This window comes from Paenibacillus sp. SRL342 (genome assembly GCF_984798905.1).
This window is the reverse complement of sequence record NZ_OZ481790.1, coordinates 50294-69469: the sequence shown is the minus strand read 5'-3', so window position 1 is coordinate 69469 and position 19176 is coordinate 50294. Positions and strand designations below refer to the sequence as shown.

Genomic DNA, 19176 nt, shown 5'->3' with positions numbered 1-19176 from the left:
GTTCACCCCTCTTTCTTTTCATTTAAATCCAGACTAATATCCAGGCTCTCAAAGGAATAGGTTAACCTGCCAACCGAAATTACATCCACACCACTCTCTGCAATACCACGAATGGTCTGAAGAGACACGTTACCGGATGCTTCAACCTTCACATGAGGAGCCTGTTCACGAATAAGTTCAACCGCTTCACGCATCCGCTCTGGATGCATGTTATCCAGCATAATGATATCTGCCCCGGCTTGCAAGGCTTCTCTCACCTGCTTCAGATTTTCAGTCTCCACTTCAATCGTCATCGTATGTGGGATAACAGTTCGCGCACGCTGTACCGCCTCGGTGATTCCGCCTGCACCCTTGATGTGGTTATCCTTAATCATAACGGCATCGTACAGTCCAAATCGATGATTCGCTCCACCACCCACGCGCACTGCGTATTTCTCAAGTAATCGGTGGCCCGGCGTTGTCTTACGTGTATCCACGAGCCTAGTCTCAAGACCATCCAGCACATCCACGTAGGCACGCGTACGCGTAGCTATTCCGGACATACGTTGCAGCAAGTTAAGTGCCAGTCGTTCCCCCGTAAGCAGTGAATGTGTACTTCCCTCTACCTCGGCCAAAATCGTGCCATGGGTAACCTGGTCTCCGTCTGTTACCTTCGGTGTAAATACAAGATCAGGATCAACGACCTGAAATACAAGTTCAGCCACGGTCATGCCTACAATAATCCCATTGTCTTTGGCGTGTATAATGGCCTTGGATTGATTGCCTGCCGGGATCGTCACACTTGTTGTAACGTCACCTGCACCAACATCTTCACGAAGCCAGTTTTTGATTGATTCGATAAGCCCTTCATTATATCCATTCAGTATCATGACATCAATTCCTCCACAATCGCTTGTTCTCGCTGCTGCAGACTATGCTTCTGCCACACGATATCATCACGCGCCGGGAAATCCTCACGATAGTGAGCCCCCCGACTCTCCTCGCGGTGTAATGCTCCGCTGGTAACTAACCAGGCACAGGTCAGAAGGTTGGCATACTCCAGCTCTTCCTTATGCGTGAGTGTCTGATCAAAAAATTGCAATTCCTGTTGCAGCTTGTCCATGGCCTTCTGCAGGTCCTCACCATTCCGGCGCAAGCCTACCTGACGAACCATCATTTTCTGTAGTCGTAAGCGTCGTTCGGATACCGGCTTTTGCTCTTCCGTGATCTTGTTGATCTTGTTGATCTTGTTATTCATGCCCACAGATGAATGCGCAGCCCCTCTTACTTGTAATGAACCGAGCGGGGAAAGTGATTGAATGCGATCAACAATTCTCCGGCCAAATACAATCGCTTCTGACAAGGAGTTGCTTGCCAGACGGTTGGCTCCATGCACTCCTGTAGAAGACACCTCGCCACAAGCAAATAATCGGGAGATGCTGCTCTCTCCACTTAAATCCGTTTTCACTCCACCCATCATGTAATGGGCAGCAGGTGCAACGGGAATCCAGTCCGTTGTCATGTCCAATCCATAACGCATACAAGTCTCATATATGGTAGGGAACCGATGCTTGATCATCTCTGGCTGTTCATGTGTAATGTCCAAGTACACAAAGGTACTGTTGGTGGACTCCATCTCACTAACAATCGCTCGTGCCACGATATCTCGTGGGGCCAGTTCAAGCTGGGCATGATAACGATCCATGAAGCGCTCACCCTTCACATTGCGCAAATATGCTCCTTCGCCGCGTACGGCTTCTGACACAAGGAAACGCGGGGCCCCCGGGTAACAAAGAGAGGTGGGGTGGAATTGGATGAATTCCATGTCACGAACAATAGCCCCAGCCCGATAGGCCATGGCTACACCATCGGCAGTAGCTACATCCGGATTCGTCGTGTATCGGTACAGCTGCCCTGCTCCACCAGAGCAAAGAACAGTTGCCTGTGCCTTCACGAACACTTGAGATCCGTCATCCTTCTGAACCAGAGCACCAATGCATTCCCCTCGATCTCGATCTGTAACCAGGTCAACAACAAAATGCTCATCCCATACTTCAATCCCGGGATGCTCATTCACTTCAACAGCAAGCGCACGTACAATCTCATATCCCGTTGCATCTCCGTTGGCATGCAAAATACGGCGGTGGCTATGCGCACCTTCCTGCGTCAACGCCAACTCGCCGTTCTCCAGATCAAATAAAGTACCCAAACGAATCAGTTCCTTCACTCCGTCCGGACCCTCATTCACCAATACCTCTACCGCTTCGGAGCGGCATAAGCCCGCTCCTGCTACAAGTGTGTCCTGCAAGTGGTAAGCAGGTGAATCATCCTCAGCAATAACCGCAGCGATGCCTCCCTGCGCATATCTGGTGTTACTTTCAAGTAATGACTTCTTCGTGATCATTAATACACGTTGTTGTTCACTTGCCTTAATGGCAGTAAACAAACCAGCAATCCCTGAGCCTATAACCAGTACATCCGTCTCTACCATGGGTAGTGCAGACAGATCAAAATCAACTAAATATTGCGGTATCATGTTATTCACCTGTCTTGGAGCAAGAGTAGCGCATCCTATTTTACCAACAACATGCGCTCTAGTGATTCTCTGGCTTTGTCGGCAACGGCCGGTGGCACGTAGATTTGCGGCTTCATCGTTTCCAGGCATTTTACCAGTTTCTTCAAGTTGTTCACCTTCATGTTGGGACATACGAGGAACTTGGTAGCAAAGTGGAACTGTTTATCCGGACTATCCAGACGAAGCTGATATCCTGTACCATCTTCGGTACCTACGATAAATTCCTTCGCTGATGAATTTTTGCAATACTCCAGAATAGCTGTTGTGCTGCCTACAAAATCACCCATTTCTACAACCTCAGGGCGACACTCTGGATGGACAACAAACTCTGCATTTGGATGCTTGGCTCTCATCTCCACCACATCTTTGACTGTAAGCATATCGTGAGTGTTGCAGTAACCTTCCCAGATAATCATTTTCTTGTCTGTATGCTGCTGCACATAATGTCCCAGGTTTTTATCCGGGACCCAGATAATTTCGTCGGAATCCACCGATTGAATAACCCGGACTGCGTTCGCCGATGTACAACAGATGTCAGTCTCTGCTTTGATCTCAGCCGAGGAATTGATATACGTAACCACCTTGGCATTAGGATGTTGTGCTTTCAATTTGCGTAGTCCATCCACATTCACCATATCTGCCATTGGGCAGCCCGCACGTTCGTCCGGGATAATAACTGTTTTATTTGGCGCCAGAATTTTAGCGCTTTCACCCATAAAATGAACACCACAGAAAACGATCACATCCGCATCTGTTTGGGCTGCCTTCTGGGCTAATAGAAACGAATCTCCACGGAAGTCGGCAACCTCCTGTACTTCGTCACGTTGATAATAATGGGCAAGAATAATGGCATTACGTTCCTTCTTCAACTCCATAAGCCGCGCACGCAGCTCGCGGTTCATCTCAGCCTTGCGCTCTAAAGCCAGAGCTTCCACCTGTGATCCTCTCCTTTATCGGGACAGCGTCATGCGCTGTTTCGTGGGCTAACCTAAGTCGTTATCTTCGCTTGAGAAACGAATCACAAGCGGTTTAACAACTAATTTACACAACGTTCACGACTCTGTCAATAAATGAAAAAGGCCCGGAACAGCGCTGTAACCACCTGTTTGCTAACTGGTTCGCCATCTAACTCCCGTTTATCTTTATCTATCCTCTTTTAAAATAATGGATAAAAAAAGAGAGCCTCGAGGGCTCTCTTGATTTCACCTGCTATCATAGCCAGATGTATTGTGCATTAAGACGTTGGCTTAGTTCCGCCATCATCCGGGTTATTGTTATTACCCTTTTCCAGATTCGGAGCTTCGTTTGGAATATCTCCGGCTGGTGGCTCAGGCGTTTCATCTTTACCTTGAATACGAACACGCACATCACCGATGGTGTCGATGATTGGCTCTCCGCCTTCAGTTGGTGTGCCTTCACCATCATTGTCATTCTCTGCTTTTGGAGTCAAAGAACCTGTTTCGATCAATTGCTTGATCTGATCCATTTCCAAAGTCTCAACCTCAAGCAAAGTTTGAGCGATCAGGTGCATCTCTTTTGAATGTTTAACAAGCAAGTCCTTACACTTCTCATAACAGTCGTTGATAAAGCGTTGCATTTCCTGATCAATCTCGTAAGCAATGGAATCCGAGTAATTCTGTTCATGACCGATATCCCGACCAAGGAATACCTGTCCTTGTGAACTTCCGAATTGCATAGGTCCCAATTTCTCACTCATACCGTATTCCATAACCATGCTGCGAACAATACCTGTCGCTTGCTGGAAGTCACTGTATGCACCAGTACCAATTTCTCCGATGAACAATTCTTCAGCTACACGACCCCCGAGAAGTCCGGTTACTTTATCCAGCAATTCTTGCTTGGTAACCAGCATACGGTCTTCTTTTGGCAACATGATTACATATCCACCCGCACGTCCGCGCGGAATAATGGTCACTTTATGTACCATATCAGCATGTTCGAGGAAGTATCCTACAATGGTATGACCTGCTTCGTGATAAGCAACGATTCGTTTCTCGCGATCACTGATGACACGGCTTTTCTTCTCCGTACCAACGATGACACGGTCAATCGCTTCGTCAACTTCCTTCATGGAAATATCTTTACGGTTACGACGCGCTGCAAGCAATGCCGCTTCGTTCAAGAGATTTTCCAGATCTGCACCAGAGAAACCTGTTGTACGCTTCGCGATAATATCCATCTTCACATCTTTGGTCAATGGTTTATTACGGGAATGTACTTTCAGGACAGCTTCACGACCTCTTACATCAGGGCGGTCAACCGTAATTTGACGGTCAAAACGTCCAGGACGCAGCAAGGCAGGGTCCAAAATATCTGCACGGTTCGTTGCAGCTATGATGATAATACCTTCATTAACTCCGAATCCGTCCATCTCAACGAGCAACTGGTTGAGTGTCTGTTCACGTTCATCGTGACCACCACCGAGACCAGCACCACGCTGACGTCCTACAGCATCAATCTCATCGATAAAGATGATACATGGGGCATTTTTCTTCGCATTTTCAAACAAATCACGTACACGTGATGCACCGACACCGACAAACATTTCCACGAAGTCGGAACCTGAAATAGTGAAGAATGGTACACCCGCTTCACCGGCTACGGCACGAGCGAGCAATGTTTTACCGGTACCTGGAGGCCCTACGAGCAATACGCCCTTAGGAATCCGCGCACCTACTGCTGCGAATTTACGAGGGTCCTTGAGGAAGTCTACAACCTCAACAAGTTCCTGTTTCTCTTCGTCAGCACCCGCAACATCTTCAAATGTAACCCGCTTCTTCTCTTCGTTGTAGAGACGAGCACGGCTTTTACCAAAGTTCATTACTTTACCGCCGCCGCCTTGAGCCTGATTAAACAGGAAGAAGAACAGCAGGAACATAATGATCAAAGGAATAAAGGAAGTCAGCAACGTCAACCAGATGCTGTCACCTTTCATTGGCTCCTGATGATATTGGAAATTGTTAGTTTCACTTGCAGCTACAAGCTCACTAATTGCCTCATCCGTAGGAGGAATATACGTTGAGAAATTTTCTGATTTGGCGCCATCAGGTGCCTTCTTGTATTGACCGGTCACGAGATACGTTTGACCGTTGAATTGAACCGTCAATTCAGAGACATTGTTGGCTTTGATCGCTGCACGCAACTGATCATATCTAGGATTATCGGTGGCTTCGCCGCCATTGCTGACGAACTGGACTATCCCCACCACAACTAAAAAAAGAATCAAATAAAAACCAGAATTCCGGATGAACCGATTCATCCCCTACCTCCTCTCGAGACACTTTAATTATTTTAACATAGCCCGACATGGCTTCTCAACAGAAGCCAAGAACAGCTCAAGGCTTGGGTCGGGCAGGATATTAGCTACTATAGACTTCCGGCTTCAAAATCCCGATATAGGGCAGGTTCCGGTACTTCTCCGCAAAATCCAAACCGTAACCAACGATGAACGCGTCAGGAATGTCAAAGCCTGTGTAATGAGCTTCCAACTCAACTTTACGGCCTGAAGGCTTGTCGAACAGCGTAACCACACGCACCGACTCGGCGCCGCGGTTTTCTAGCAGTTCAATCAGATAGCTGAGTGTAAGTCCGCTGTCGATAATATCTTCGACAATCAGAACTTCCCGTCCTTCAACGGATACATCCAGATCCTTAATGATTTTGACAACACCTGATGACTTGGTGGAAGCGCCGTAACTGGATACTGCCATAAAATCCATTTCAACAGGTACCGTTATGTTTTTAACCAAATCAGCCATAAATATAAACGCACCCTTGAGCACACAAATGACCAAAGGATTGCGATTTGCATATTCGGCACTTAGTGTTGCGCCTAATTCCTTGACTTTACTCTGAATTTCTTCTTCACTGATCAATACTTCCTGAATGTCGTTCTGCAACTGTGCGAACCTCCTAAGTTATACTATGAAAGCCTTACCTGAACCATAACCACTACCCCTGAATCGCTGAATCGCCTACAGTCATGTACAGGATTGCGGAAGTGCCCTCCCTGACAGGAGCCACACTGGACCGTCGAACACCCGGTAACCAGATGATATGACCTGCTCCATCACATACCACAGGAATACGTGGACGGACAGATGGGGGGATTTTCTCATCGATGAAAATATTTTTCACCTTTTTGCTTCCGTTTAATCCCATCACTTTAATGGTATCTCCAGGTAACCGTGAACGCACAACCAGCGGCATAAGCAGTTGATCCGCATCAAACGCGGCTTGATCCGCCGATTCCGGTACATGATAGTCCTCGGGACTCACCGTCATCAACCGAATATACCGGTTAATTGGGGTGAGTGAAAGCTCATAAGTTCCACTCCATTGCGCAAGACGATACTCGTAAGATTGATCCTGTACGTCCGTCCGTATGCCAAAAGAAATCAGATTATACTCCCGAGTGCAGGCGAGTGTCTGTCCTATATCCAGGCTCCAGGTCGTCACATGGGTCTCTATGACCTTGCGCCGAATGGTTTCTATACGGGTAAAGTCGACAAAATCACTGTCCAAAGGCAGATAATTCAATATTAGTTTAATCAACCTTCGTTGTAAAGCGACATGTAACTTCAAGAAGGAAGGCACCTCAAAGGTTTGCCTTCCGCCGTTCACCTGCACTAGACACCTGTATGTGTCATATGCACTCTGCTCCATGAAATCGTCTTCATCACCCACAATTTCGGCAAGCCGATTCAATGACGGCGTGAGTTGTCCATTATACTGCCCCAAAAAAGGAAGCACATCCAAGCGAATGGCATTACGCCGATATTTACGCAGGGCGTTGCTCTCATCATTGAAATACATAAAACCCTGGGTATTACAAGCTTCTACAAGGTCTGTCTTGTTTATACGAAGGCATGGACGAATAAGTTCCACATTTTTTTCTCTTCTTTTAAACTTCATTCCTGAGAGTCCCGACAAGCCGGTTCCACGAAGCAAATGAAGCATGACCGTCTCCGCCTGATCATCGGCATGATGTGCCAAAGCGATGCTTGCCGCATTATATTTGGAAGCCACTTCGTGCAGAAAGGCATATCGCTTGTTGCGAGCTGCTTCTTGTGGTCCTTGACCCGTAAGCTCCATATATGAAGGTACATCGGCCTTGGTCCATTCAAATGTAATACCAAGCTGCTGTGCCAGTTCCATCATTTTCTCCGCTTCATCATCAGATTCACTCCGGAAGCCATGATGCACGTGGGCACAGATCAATTCAAGTGGCACATGCTGCTTGCTGATCTCGTGCATGATATGCAAAAAAGCTACCGAGTCCGGCCCGCCCGATACTGCGACGACAATCCGATCCCCGGGAACCCATAACTGATGCTCTTCCGCTGCATCCAGCACATTCTTCACCAGCATGTTCCAGCGTAAAGCCTCCATACCTGTTCCTCATTCCTTGCGTTATGTATATGCACTCTCACAGATCAGAAAAGTAGTGCATAGATGAGCACTCCAATAAGTAATATCACAGATACAGCGAATGCATTTTTAAGCCAGCGCGGTGTTGTACTTTTGGAACGACGGCGGAGAGGCGTGGGGCGTGCCATCATTTCCTTCCACCCTTGTGCCGCATGACCTGCATCACGAAACTGACCTCGTAATGCCTGAGTCGTCCAATTGCGAAAAGGACCCAGTCGTTCACTGCGCTCCACCAGCGCTACGAGCTGATTCACACTTCGCAGTTGCGGTAATCCCTCGGCCGCCAGTGCCTTGAGCGCGTCTGCTTCAAGTACATGAATCAATAATAATGCAAATGCAAATACATCATAGGTACCATCTGCAGTTCGGCTGCCTGCATTCCAGAAGCCCCGATCATACCATTCGGTGAACTGTTTGACGCTTCGACCAATCGACGTAACTCCGCCGTAGTCAATCAATTCCACCTGCCCATAGTCGGATACCAACACATTCTGAGGTTTGAGATCACCAAACACCCATCCCGCCTGATGCAATTGTGCCAGCTTCTGCAAGAGTCTAAGTCCCACCAGAAGTGTCCAGTCTGTCCCCTGACGCCGAATAAAGTGATGAAGTGCCTCACCTCTAACGTAACGCATCACATAAAAGGGAATATCCCGGCCGCGAACGGCATAATCATCCACATCTTTAAGATAGGAAGGAATGCCGCTCTGCCGAAGGGCCTCATGATTACGCTGTAGTTGAAAGGATTTGAGTACATTAACTTCCGATTGCAGATCAACCGGATCAAATCCCATTTTTAGCGCGTAGTGTTTGCCATTTTCACCCCGTTGGACAAGAAAAACGATGCCATTAGCTCCTTTGCCCAGTAGTTTCCGAATCGTGTAACGACTGCGATTCCATTTCCCTGTAACCACTGTTCCTGGCGGGAAAGAGGCGTCAGACAACGTTGTCACCGAGCATCCCTTCTCTTTCAATGCGATAGTTCCCTTCTATTTCCTGCTGTTTCTCCAGTGTACCATAACGGTAAAAATCAATCACCTTCTGAATTGCAGGACCTGTCGGCGTTGCACCCTTCATCTGCAACCTTCCAAACAAGGACCGAACACGGCCTGGATCCGTTGTCCAGTCAATATCCATTACCGCATCTTCTCCACTGTGTCGCCCCGGAAAATGAAATACGGAAAGCTTGCTCTGACCTATACGCGCCTGCAAACTTAACATTAAATCACGAATGCCTTCTTCTACCGCAGCCAGTTTGGGCTTCATGCTGGCACTTACGTCGATTAACAATATAACCTGTAAGGCTGTAGTTTCAGCCATATCATCCATCACTTCCACGACCCGGGCGCGTTGTGAAGGCTCCAGATCCGTTACCGTTTTGGGCTCCTTCTCTCCCAAAATTTGTGTTAACTCTCTATTAACCGCCTGCTGAATAGTCTGAACCACCGTTTTCCTTGTCATCATCTGCATGGTATGGGCAAGCTGACGTGTACCTACAATTTGGCTGATTCCACCTCCGGCTCTGGCAATATCCTCAATCTCCCGACTACCCAGCTCACCAATGGTTCCATAATCAATCACGCCAACCACATTAACCGTAATCCCCTCTTCCAGCGCTTCGGCCGCTGCCAGCACCGGACTTGGTCCTACATTGGAACAACCGTCGGTGATCAATAAGATTTGCTTCATCCGATATCCCTCCGTTATTCGTTACTCTCCAACTCTATGACTAGCATTGCCAGAATGAAGAGACTTCAAACAGAAGAATATGCAATTAACTGACGGTCCGTGGACGCTCCATCCGGTTGATGCCAGGCACACGCAGTGTGGCCCATTCAGGGCGGAAATGCTCTACTTTTCCAACAACAACGGTCATATCATCCAAAATCTCATGCTGCTGATATCTTATAACACTTTCAAGCAGGCAATCGGCCAAATCTTGCGGATCCTCTGTATCAATCTCTTGAATGAGCCTTTTCATCCATAACTCTTTGTTCACCGCATACCCCGGTGCGTCATAGATGCCATCCGTCATCATAATGAGGATATCCCCCGGCTGAAGCTGTACCGTTACCAGATCCACTTCAATATCTTTAATAATACCGATTGGCAAATTGCTGGCCGAAACCTGAATAACCTCCTGTCCTCGTTTGATAAAACTTGGCGTCGATCCGATTTTCATAAACGTGGTCTCTGCCGTATATTCATCGATCAGCGCCATATCCACTGTGGCATACATCTCTTCAGGGGAGCGCAGCATCAGAACGGAGTTCACGGATTTGATCGCCAGTTTCTCATCCATGCCGGACTGTAACAACTGTTCCAATATGTTCAGAGCCGCGCTGCTCTCCATGCGTGCCCGTTCCCCATTGCCCATTCCATCACTGAGCGCCACCGCGAATGTACCGTTGCCTAACTCAACCGTACTGAAGCTGTCGCCTGACATCACATCTCCCCCTTTTGCAGCGGCAGCAACACCCGTGGTTACCTCGAACGTTTTGGCTGAACCAAACGTAACGGTCGCCAATCCCTGACGAGGATCAGTCATGGTCTCATGCAAGACAGCAATATGCTCGTCCAGTACATCCGAGATCAGCGGAGCTATCATTTTACGGCACTCATCGAATCCACGTGTATATGCATGTACAATCTCAATCTCTACATTGCCCGCTTCCAGATTGATGATCTCAATGGAGTGAATGGACAAGCCCAATGACTCCAGTGCGTCCCGAATCTGCTCCTCCTGCTGTACCATCTCATCACTTTCCCGCTGAATTTCTTTGGCCAGGTCCTCCATGACCTGAGATACACCGGACAATTGCTCTGCAACCAGCTGCCGGCTATCGATAATTTGACGCTTCCATTGCATGTTATGTTGATGCAGTCCATACTGGGCACGCATGACTTCAAGGACCTCTTCCGGTTTTGCACACACCCTGTTCCAGTCCACTGGAATCTGCTTGCCTGAGATCTCCGGGTTTCCTTCAATTGTACTCATCACGTCCGTCATATATTTGTAGGTTTGAATAAACTTCGCATCCCAGCATTGTGTACGCTTGAAGCAGCTTGCACATGTGCCCTCGGCAACCGCATTCATGAAATGGTCCATTCCACCTTCTTTCTGTACCTGCTCCCCTGCACCGGACATCTGATCAAAGCTACGTGACAGTTGACGGAATACCTGTGAGAACCGGGTTACCCGTTCTGCCGTGATATCCCGTATTCGTTTGGCATACTCATGCTGCGATTTGGTATGATCCTGCGTACCCGGTACATATTTGGATATCGCCGTCATCAGGCTTTTAGGTGTTAACATGAATAGTACGATAGCTGCACACGTCTCCCATAATGAGTTCATCACATCGCCCGGTCCGCCCAGATATATGGATAGAATGGACGAACCCAGCAGCATGCCCAGTGCAACCGCCGCACGTTTGCCTTCTCGAAGCATACCCGCCAGCATCCCGGCAAAAGCAAGCAGGCTCATCTGATACACCGCTGACATGTCAGCCAGACTCAGAATCAAGCCGGTAATGACCCCAACTGAGGCTCCAAGGGGGGCTCCGCCCACCAGCGCAAAGATTAATATGAGATAACGGGAGAGCATATGCTCGACGGATAAAGACTGAATGGTCCACCCTACGGCTCCCGTCATAACGGAAGCGAGCAATATGATCAGGCAGAGGATCTCCTCGTTCTTTAGGCTGAATTTTTTTTTGCGGTAGGTGAAGATCGGTATGGCTTGTATAAAAACTAGGGTGAGCACGAAACTTAATACCGAATCCATCGTGAGCATCAGCATCGCGTACCAGCTGAAGGATGGTCCAATCACAACCGCGAATAATTTGACCATAAATGTAGTCGTAAACACCATCGTTGGCGCATAAGATAATTCAGCACGATCATACGATTCCAGTCCACGGAAGAGCAGATAAAAGATGGCGATCTCCGATGCAACAATGAGTGGTACCGGAAACGGTGCAAAGAGACTGCCTGCGAGAAGTGCAGCGCCTACCGGAATGATGTAATCCCTGCGCATGAAAGCAATTACAGCGAAATAAGCAATGGCAAAGGGAGATAACTCATTTAGGATCATCGCCTTTCCGAGCAGAAATCCCATGAATGTGAGCAGCAGTACCCATTTGCGGGAAGCAACCATCTGGACAGCCTTGCGGGAGCCAAGCCAATGTTTCAGACGTACCGACAGCTCCTCCCGAGCTTCCGTACCTCCTTTACCTGCTTTCATTCCCGGAAATTGAATGACATTCCACTTTTCCATCATCCTCAAGGCACCCCATTCGATTAATTTGAATTTTCGTGTTTCGTTCTCGATGGTTCTGATTATAGATAGATTAGAAGACGTAGTTTGTCAGAATAGGTGGGCAGGGTCCAAAAAGTTTACGACAAAAGAAACAAGCCTGGCGCGGTGGAGCGAAACCCCCGGCCTTATTGTGGTTTCATTCATTCTCCTACTTGATTCCGACAATCGGAATGTCTGATTTTGAACCGGCGATGGTTTGGTCTCGCCATCATTTGAGCAGGATAACTGTGGAATGCCACGGAAACCTGTCGGTAAAAAATGGTAGACGACAAATGTTCTTATGGTTCCATTTTGTCGTGCAGAAAAACTGGGGATATGGAGCTTCACCTTACAAAAAAAGCTATTCAACTCCTTATCTGTGATAGAAACGCAAAAAAACCGCTAGCCCATGGGCTAACGGTTTTACTTATATGTTTAGATCAGGTTGTGACAGATTACACACGCTTGGCCCCACGGCCTCCGCGTTTGCCTTCTGTGTTCTTCTTAAGCGAAGAGATCCGCTCTTCACTATCTTTCAGGAAACGTGACATTTTATCCTCAAATGAAGGTTTGCCTGCTGCGGGCTTGAAAGAACGGCCTCCGCGGTCACCACGGTTAAATCCACCGCCGCCACCACCACGACCTTGGCCACCACTTGGGCCTCCGCCGCTGAATCGTTCGCGATCTCCTCCACTGCGTTCCGGTCTAGGAGCTCTCGGGGGTCTAGATTGGGTTTGTTGCTCAACCGGTTTGTCAACAGCTTGCTTAATGGAAAGTCCGATCTTGCCATCCTTGTCAACGTTGATAACCTTCACTGTAACGAGGTCATTCAGCTTCAGGTGGTCGTTGACATCTTTGACGTAATTGTCGGCGATTTCCGAGATGTGAACGAGACCCGTGACACCTCCTGACAGATCCACAAATGCTCCAAAATGCGTGATTCCTGTCACCTTGCCCTCTAACTTGGTGCCCACTTCAATTGCCATAGAATAAAATGATCCTCCCTTAAAAATATACAACCCGATTTTTTGAATGCCAAAATCAATGCTGCGCTAATGTAATTATACCTTATGCCGTAAACCAAGGTCAACTGAACACTACCCCATCAGAGAGCCTATTTTTTCCGGTTTAACGGCTTCAGACACACGGATAACAAACCTAGCTCGGTAATAGACCGAATTCCATCAGTTCCCTGACTCTTCAACCTGGATCGGCGTTTCCTCAGGAAGATAATATCCTTTTTTCCGTGCCAGCTGTCCTATGTATTCAGGGTCATTCAACCGGCTGACTTCGTACTTCAACTGTTCCAGCTTCTTCAACGTATCTTCCTTTGAAGCTTGCTGAGTGGCCAGATGAGAACTCTTGTCCGAAATTTGTGCAGTCTGCACAAGGAATGTATATCCTGCCCATATTACAAATACAATCATAAACGTCATCCAAAGCATGAGGCGCCTTTTTGCACCGGCAGATTTTCCTTGGTTAGTTGGAGCCTTTGATCTGCCCACAGGTGTTTTACCCATTACGGACCTCCTTAAAACCAGCGTTTCCATATCGCTGCAATTCTTGTACCCACACGGATCATGAAGCGTGGCGTTACCCAATGTTTCAGGAGCGGCCTAAACATCCAGCGGAACAACTTGCCGAAAGGTACCAAACACTGCAGCACCAGCCTGCCCAGGAATAATAGTATCGCAATTACAAAACCGAATAATACGCGAATTAACTTATAAATTCCTTTAGCCGGCATAACGATCAGGATGTTAAGGATATGTCCACACCAATGAATCAGCGTTCTTGCGAGTTTAATTAACATTACCACAAAACGCTGGGTTGTAACACTTAAAAGCCAAAAATAGAAGCAAACCCCTATAATCAGCCCCAAAAAGACATAAAACCGCAACTGTCCGTGGTTTCCGGCGTATAGCATCCGAAAAACGAACAGCGCGGAAGCAACCCAGTACAACAGATCGAGCGTGTGAATACTCCATCTCGGAAACCGCAGCTGTCCGGACAGTACCCGGTAACTGTCGTAGGCCATTCCCATCACGACCCCCGAGGTAAGCATCCACATCAATGTGATCCATTGAGTATCCGGACTCATCGGAACATCTTGCCAAACAGGCCCTTACCATTTTTGGGCTGGGAACCGGGGTCCAGATATTGGAGCGAACTGACTGTGCCTTCAATGGATAACAAACCTTCCTCCAGGCTCAGGTTTTTGATATGTAAATTGTGCCCCCGGATGGTCAGATGCCCAAGTTCAGTCTGCAGCAAAAATTCCTCACTGTCGAAGCTCTCCACGTTGGAGACACCCGTCAGATCCAGCAGTTTCCGATTCTGCATGCTCAGATGATGCTGTTTGGCCTTACCGTGCTCAACCATGGCATGTACCCCTCCTTCTTACACCTAGCTTATGGGTGTGGAGGTTGGAATAGAACCAGCGTTGTTGAACAAATAACCGGCATCCAGTAAAAACAAAAACGCCCTTCCCTGTTACAGGAGGACGTTTCGATTCAACTTGCATTGAATGAATATTCAATACCAGATGTACTGTTACCAGTTCATTCCGTTATCCTTGGCGATCGGCTCTTCCTTCACCAAGGTGTAGAGGCTGCTCGCCTCATCCTTCTTGGTACTCTCGGCAATTCGTTCCACCCTCACGGTGACCAGTTTCTGACCGAACTGAACCGTCAGCTCATCGCCTACTTTAACAGCGGCGCTAGGCTTTGCTTCACGTCCGTTCACCAGAACACGTCCCTGTTCAGAGACGTCCTTGGCCACAGTGCGGCGTTTGATTAGCCGGGAGACCTTCAGGAATTTATCAAGACGCATTATTTTACGGCTTCTTTAAGTTTGTTGCCTGCTTTGAATGCAGGAACAGTGGACTCAGGAATCACAATTTCATTCCCTGTTTGTGGGTTACGTCCGGTACGACCGGAACGTTTGCGGGTCTCAAAAGTGCCAAAGCCGATCAATTGTACTTTGTCTCCGCTGGCAAGTGCATCTGTAATTTCTCCCAAAAAGCCGTTTAATACGGACTCAACGTCTTTTTTAGTCAAACCACTTTTGGTTGAAATGTTGTTAATCAGATCTGTTTTGTTCATTTTTAAAAGCCTCCCAAATTGAAAAAAAAGTATCTGCGAGCCTGAGCAATAGGTTATTGCCGCTGGTTTCGCGTTAGGTTACTACACATGTATTCTGGCTTGGTATCTGAAATCCTGCCTTGGTCCGCGACTTTTTTTAGCTTTTTGTCGATGGTCCGCAGGGACAGTCTAAGACCAGTACCCGAAACCATCTGTCGCTAAACACCAACCTCAGTTTACACAGATGAACACATGTTCGTATTATCATAACACACTGCATAACATGATGGAATAAGGTTTATCGGTATTTCCCAGAAAATTGAACCCGTTATAATCCTGCCTTCTTCGCATCCTGCCAGAATTGCTCCATCTCTTCTACATTGCTATCTACTGGTGTTCTTCCCTGTTCACGTAAACGCTCCTCGATGTACTGGAACCGCCCGACGAACTTGCGGTTGGTCGCAGCAAGCGCCTCTTCCGGGTCCGTATCGATGAATCTTGCAACGTTTGCGGCTGCAAATAATAAATCACCCAGTTCTAGCTTCCGTTCTTCCGCAGACTGGCCTTGTTGCACCGCTTCTTTCAACTCCGCCAATTCTTCCTCGATCTTGGCAAACACACCTTCAACATCATCCCAGTCAAAGCCCACTTTGGCTGCTTTCTTCTGTAGCTTGTATCCCTTCATCAATGCAGGCAAATCACGCGGTATGCCGTCCAGCACGGAAACCTTCTGCTGATCCTGGCCCTTGCGCTTCTTCTCCTCTGCCTTCATCTGTTCCCAGTTCTGAAGAGCTTCATTCGCATCTTCGGCCTGATGATCACCAAAAACGTGTGGATGACGGAAAATCAGCTTATCGTTCAAGCCTTCGATGACATCATACACATTAAATGTGCCCACTTCTTCTTCCATCTGGGAGTGCAATAAAATCTGCAGCAGCAGATCACCCAGCTCTTCTTTCATATGGTCGGGGTCATCCTCATCGATCGTCTCAATGACCTCATAGGTCTCTTCAATCAGGTTTTTGCGAATGGACTGATGTGTCTGCTCCTGATCCCATGGACAGCCACCCGGACTGCGAAGAATATTGACGATCTCATGTAAACGCGCAAAGGAACGGCGACGCAGGGCATCATCAGTGTTCTTCGGCACATAGATCAGTGACAGATTGCCGTACCCTTCGATCCGGTCCAGTTCATGCAATGGAATCTTGTGAATGACCTCTTGGTCCTGTACACCCAACGCGTGACCAACAAATACCGGATAATCATCCGGGTAAACTTCCATCAAGCACAGCTTCACGTCCGAAGCAGTGAACACATCGTAGACTTGTCCGATCAACGTATGTAGCTGTGGTTGTACCAGTTCTGTGTTCAAGCTGCTGGCATCCAGAAGTTGAAACCCTTCGATTGGATCGAATCCAAGTCGTATAAAAGCTTCATCTAGGAAGCTCTCCCCGCCCATGACACGCAATGAGATACCCATCTGCGGACAACGTTCTTTGAGCAGGCGTACACTTGCTTCTGCCACCATCGGATGACCGGGTACGGCATACACAATCTCCGTTCCGGCCTCCCCCTTGCGAGCGGCTTCTATCAGTTGATTCGCGATCTCATCATATACTTCGGGGAAGGAGGACTTCGCCTCATAGATAGCATCAAATGATGTCATCCCCAGCCCCTCTTGTTGCAGATCATTCAATACGGGATGATCCAGGGTACGTACATACAGTGTAGCTGCATGTTTCATTTTTTTGATAATACCTACGGTCAGTTGGTCTGCATCTCCAGATCCAAGACCCACTACGGTTAAAGCTGCACTCATTACGTAAACCTCCATCCGGACTATCCTGTCCAGGCTCATAATCATCGTGTCTGAACAGGACTAATTACACGTATTATACCAGAATCATTCGATATCCTATAATTGCATATTCGCTGTGCCAGGTGTAGAAGCACCGTGAGCATGGAGCTAGCGCAGCACACGCAGTCTGCGCAGCTGCTTGGCAAGGCGAGGCCCCAACTTGGGCACAGCCGCCAGCTCCGCGGCGGTCAGTAACCCTGTCCGGGCCGCCGCCAGCAAGAACACGGCCGAGCCTGCGGCAATGCCCAGCAGGCTCACGCCCATCGCGGCCAGCCTGCGATCGGCCGCGATACCCATGCCGCCGAGTACCGCTTCGGCGGCCCAGGCCGTGCCTACCGCCGCCAGACTCATGGCGGCGATCACCAGCGCTGGCTTCGCCAGGACGGCGCCAGGGGCAGGGCGCAGGGCGACAAGTCGCGCCAGCAGCGCCACATTCAGGCCAGCCGCCAGCATGTAGGCGACTGCGCCTGCAAGAGCCGCGCCGCTGATGCCCAGCGCCGGCACAAGCATGACGTTCAGCATCGCCTTGACGCCTGCGGCGGCCAGCATGCTGAACGCGGGTGCACGCACGGCGCCGAGGCCTTGCAGCAGCGCCGCTGCAATGATGCTGACGGTGCTGCCCGCAGCCGTCAGCGCCATGTACCGCAGTGCTTCGGTGCCTGCGGCATCTCCGTACAGCATGCGGTTAATCGGCTCCGCCAGCACCGCGAGACCCGCGGATGCCGCCAGGCCGATCAACCAGAACCAGCGCAGCGCGAGGCCTGCTTGCTGCCGGACGGCTTCTGGCCCGCCCTTTAATCGGGCTTCCGCCATCGCCGGAATAAACAGCACAGATAGTGACGTGGCAAGCATCGTCACCAGTTGAACCAGCGGCAATCCACGGTTGTAGATGCCGAAGGAAACCATCGACTGAAGCTCATCCAGTCCTTCTCCCCGCAGCAGCCGTGGCACGGTGAAAGTATCCACCAGATTCATCAGCGGCACAGCCAGTGAACCGAGACAGACTGGAATGGCATACATGAGCAACGTCCTGATCCATTCCCCGTTGGATCGTGACCGTTCTCCCAGAGCGGGATTAATAGTACTTACCGTTTTCTTCTGCGGCGTAACCGACCTATGCTCCTGACGTTCATGCCTGTCTGATCCAACCTCTCCAACGTTGCTGCTCCATTCCGAATTCAATTGCCCTGTGACCACTTCCTTGTCTTTCCGCCGATGTCGGGCCATGTACCCTAACATGGTTAACAGACCAACCATTCCACCAGCAACAGAGCCCATCATGGCACCAGCGGCAATAGTCTCAAGCGAAGCGTCCCGTCTCATCAACCACAGAAGCAGAACAATCATGACGGTAACACGTATCGTCTGCTCCACCACTTGTGATACCGCTGTTGGCACCATCTGCTGTAATCCCTGAAAATATCCACGCAGCCCTGTCATCACCGGTACGAACAACAAGGCCCATGAAGCTGCACGAATCGATGGAACCACATGACGGTTGCCAATCATGTCAGCGATCAGCGGCGCACCTGCATACATCAAGAGCGCCATTATAATTCCAATTCCCCCGAGCAGAAGGGAAGATAATCGAATAATTCTTCTGCTCTCGTCTGGTCTTCCGAGTGCGTTCTGTTCTGCTACGAATTTGGATACGGCCAGCGGCAGTCCTGCAGCAGCAAGTGTGATAATGAGCATATATAACGGATATACCGTATTGTAGATGCCAAATACACCGTCTCCCCCCAGATTCTGCAGCGGAATCTTCTGAAAAGCACCAATAATTTTAGAGATAATGGCAGCAAACCCAAGTATAAATGCACCCTGTAGCAGCCTTGAGCCTGTAGACGGCTGTTTCATAAGTCCCTCCTGCGTAATCCTTTTAAGCATACCTTGCTATTATACCTGCCTGAAGGCACACAGACTAACC

The 19176-nt window shown here is 48.8% G+C and carries 17 protein-coding genes; all 17 read right to left on the bottom strand.

The features are described from left to right. Positions 1–2 precede the first annotated feature (2 nt). The 17 genes from nadC to AC4E8D_RS00240 all read right to left on the bottom strand — a co-directional run bounded on the left by nadC (position 3) and on the right by AC4E8D_RS00240 (position 19106). Positions 3–869 (bottom strand): carboxylating nicotinate-nucleotide diphosphorylase, encoded by an 867-nt coding sequence (gene nadC / locus AC4E8D_RS00320; RefSeq protein ID WP_339306364.1) that lies wholly within the window; start codon positions 867–869, stop codon positions 3–5. Beyond that, complete coding sequence (nadB, locus tag AC4E8D_RS00315; protein ID WP_490205709.1) at positions 866–2515, bottom strand: L-aspartate oxidase; 1650 nt, start codon at positions 2513–2515, stop codon at positions 866–868. Before nadB ends, nadC begins: the two co-directional genes overlap by 4 nt. Positions 2516–2550: 35 nt before the next feature. Continuing rightward, entirely contained in the window at positions 2551–3489 is a 939-nt protein-coding gene (gene nadA, locus AC4E8D_RS00310) for a quinolinate synthase NadA (RefSeq protein ID WP_091039121.1), read from the bottom strand. A 299-nt stretch (positions 3490–3788) separates the two neighbouring features. After that, positions 3789–5834 carry an ATP-dependent zinc metalloprotease FtsH gene (gene ftsH, locus AC4E8D_RS00305; protein WP_036606115.1) on the bottom strand — a complete coding sequence of 682 codons (2046 nt, stop codon included), beginning with the start codon at positions 5832–5834 and terminating at the stop codon, positions 3789–3791. A 100-nt stretch (positions 5835–5934) separates the two neighbouring features. After that, positions 5935–6474, bottom strand: a complete 540-nt coding sequence (gene hpt, locus AC4E8D_RS00300) for a hypoxanthine phosphoribosyltransferase (RefSeq protein WP_017691352.1) — start codon at positions 6472–6474, stop codon at positions 5935–5937. A gap of 52 nt (positions 6475–6526) precedes the next feature. Next, positions 6527–7966 carry a tRNA lysidine(34) synthetase TilS gene (tilS, locus tag AC4E8D_RS00295; RefSeq protein ID WP_490205708.1) on the bottom strand — a complete coding sequence of 480 codons (1440 nt, stop codon included), beginning with the start codon at positions 7964–7966 and terminating at the stop codon, positions 6527–6529. Between the two features lie 44 nt (positions 7967–8010). After that, positions 8011–8958 (bottom strand): serine/threonine protein kinase, encoded by a 948-nt coding sequence (locus AC4E8D_RS00290; RefSeq protein WP_036668459.1) that lies wholly within the window; start codon positions 8956–8958, stop codon positions 8011–8013. Continuing rightward, on the bottom strand, positions 8942–9694 hold the full coding sequence (locus AC4E8D_RS00285) for a VWA domain-containing protein (RefSeq protein ID WP_221825814.1): 753 nt from the start codon (positions 9692–9694) through the stop codon (positions 8942–8944). The genes AC4E8D_RS00290 and AC4E8D_RS00285 overlap by 17 nt, the downstream gene beginning before the upstream one ends. Positions 9695–9779: 85 nt before the next feature. Beyond that, positions 9780–12287 carry a stage II sporulation protein E gene (spoIIE, locus tag AC4E8D_RS00280; RefSeq protein WP_221825818.1) on the bottom strand — a complete coding sequence of 836 codons (2508 nt, stop codon included), beginning with the start codon at positions 12285–12287 and terminating at the stop codon, positions 9780–9782. 473 nt (positions 12288–12760) lie between these two features. Then, positions 12761–13291 carry a S1 domain-containing RNA-binding protein gene (locus tag AC4E8D_RS00275; RefSeq protein WP_017691357.1) on the bottom strand — a complete coding sequence of 177 codons (531 nt, stop codon included), beginning with the start codon at positions 13289–13291 and terminating at the stop codon, positions 12761–12763. 198 nt (positions 13292–13489) lie between these two features. Further along, positions 13490–13825, bottom strand: a complete 336-nt coding sequence (locus AC4E8D_RS00270; protein WP_017691358.1) for an FtsB family cell division protein — start codon at positions 13823–13825, stop codon at positions 13490–13492. Between the two features lie 11 nt (positions 13826–13836). Further along, positions 13837–14406, bottom strand: coding sequence for a spore cortex biosynthesis protein YabQ (gene yabQ / locus AC4E8D_RS00265; protein WP_237178573.1), 570 nt, complete (start codon positions 14404–14406; stop codon positions 13837–13839). After that, positions 14403–14687: a sporulation protein YabP gene (gene yabP / locus AC4E8D_RS00260; protein WP_076216757.1), complete on the bottom strand. Its 285-nt coding sequence runs from the start codon at positions 14685–14687 to the stop codon at positions 14403–14405. The genes yabQ and yabP overlap by 4 nt, the downstream gene beginning before the upstream one ends. Before the next feature lie 171 nt (positions 14688–14858). Continuing rightward, complete coding sequence (locus AC4E8D_RS00255) at positions 14859–15137, bottom strand: RNA-binding S4 domain-containing protein (RefSeq protein ID WP_017691361.1); 279 nt, start codon at positions 15135–15137, stop codon at positions 14859–14861. Beyond that, positions 15137–15409, bottom strand: a complete 273-nt coding sequence (locus AC4E8D_RS00250; protein WP_017691362.1) for an HU family DNA-binding protein — start codon at positions 15407–15409, stop codon at positions 15137–15139. Before AC4E8D_RS00250 ends, AC4E8D_RS00255 begins: the two co-directional genes overlap by 1 nt. A 307-nt stretch (positions 15410–15716) precedes the next feature. Then, entirely contained in the window at positions 15717–17210 is a 1494-nt protein-coding gene (gene yabN / locus AC4E8D_RS00245) for a bifunctional methyltransferase/pyrophosphohydrolase YabN (RefSeq protein ID WP_221825822.1), read from the bottom strand. Between the two features lie 147 nt (positions 17211–17357). Continuing rightward, positions 17358–19106: a putative polysaccharide biosynthesis protein gene (locus AC4E8D_RS00240; RefSeq protein WP_339180991.1), complete on the bottom strand. Its 1749-nt coding sequence runs from the start codon at positions 19104–19106 to the stop codon at positions 17358–17360. Between the last annotated feature and the right edge of the window lie 70 nt (positions 19107–19176).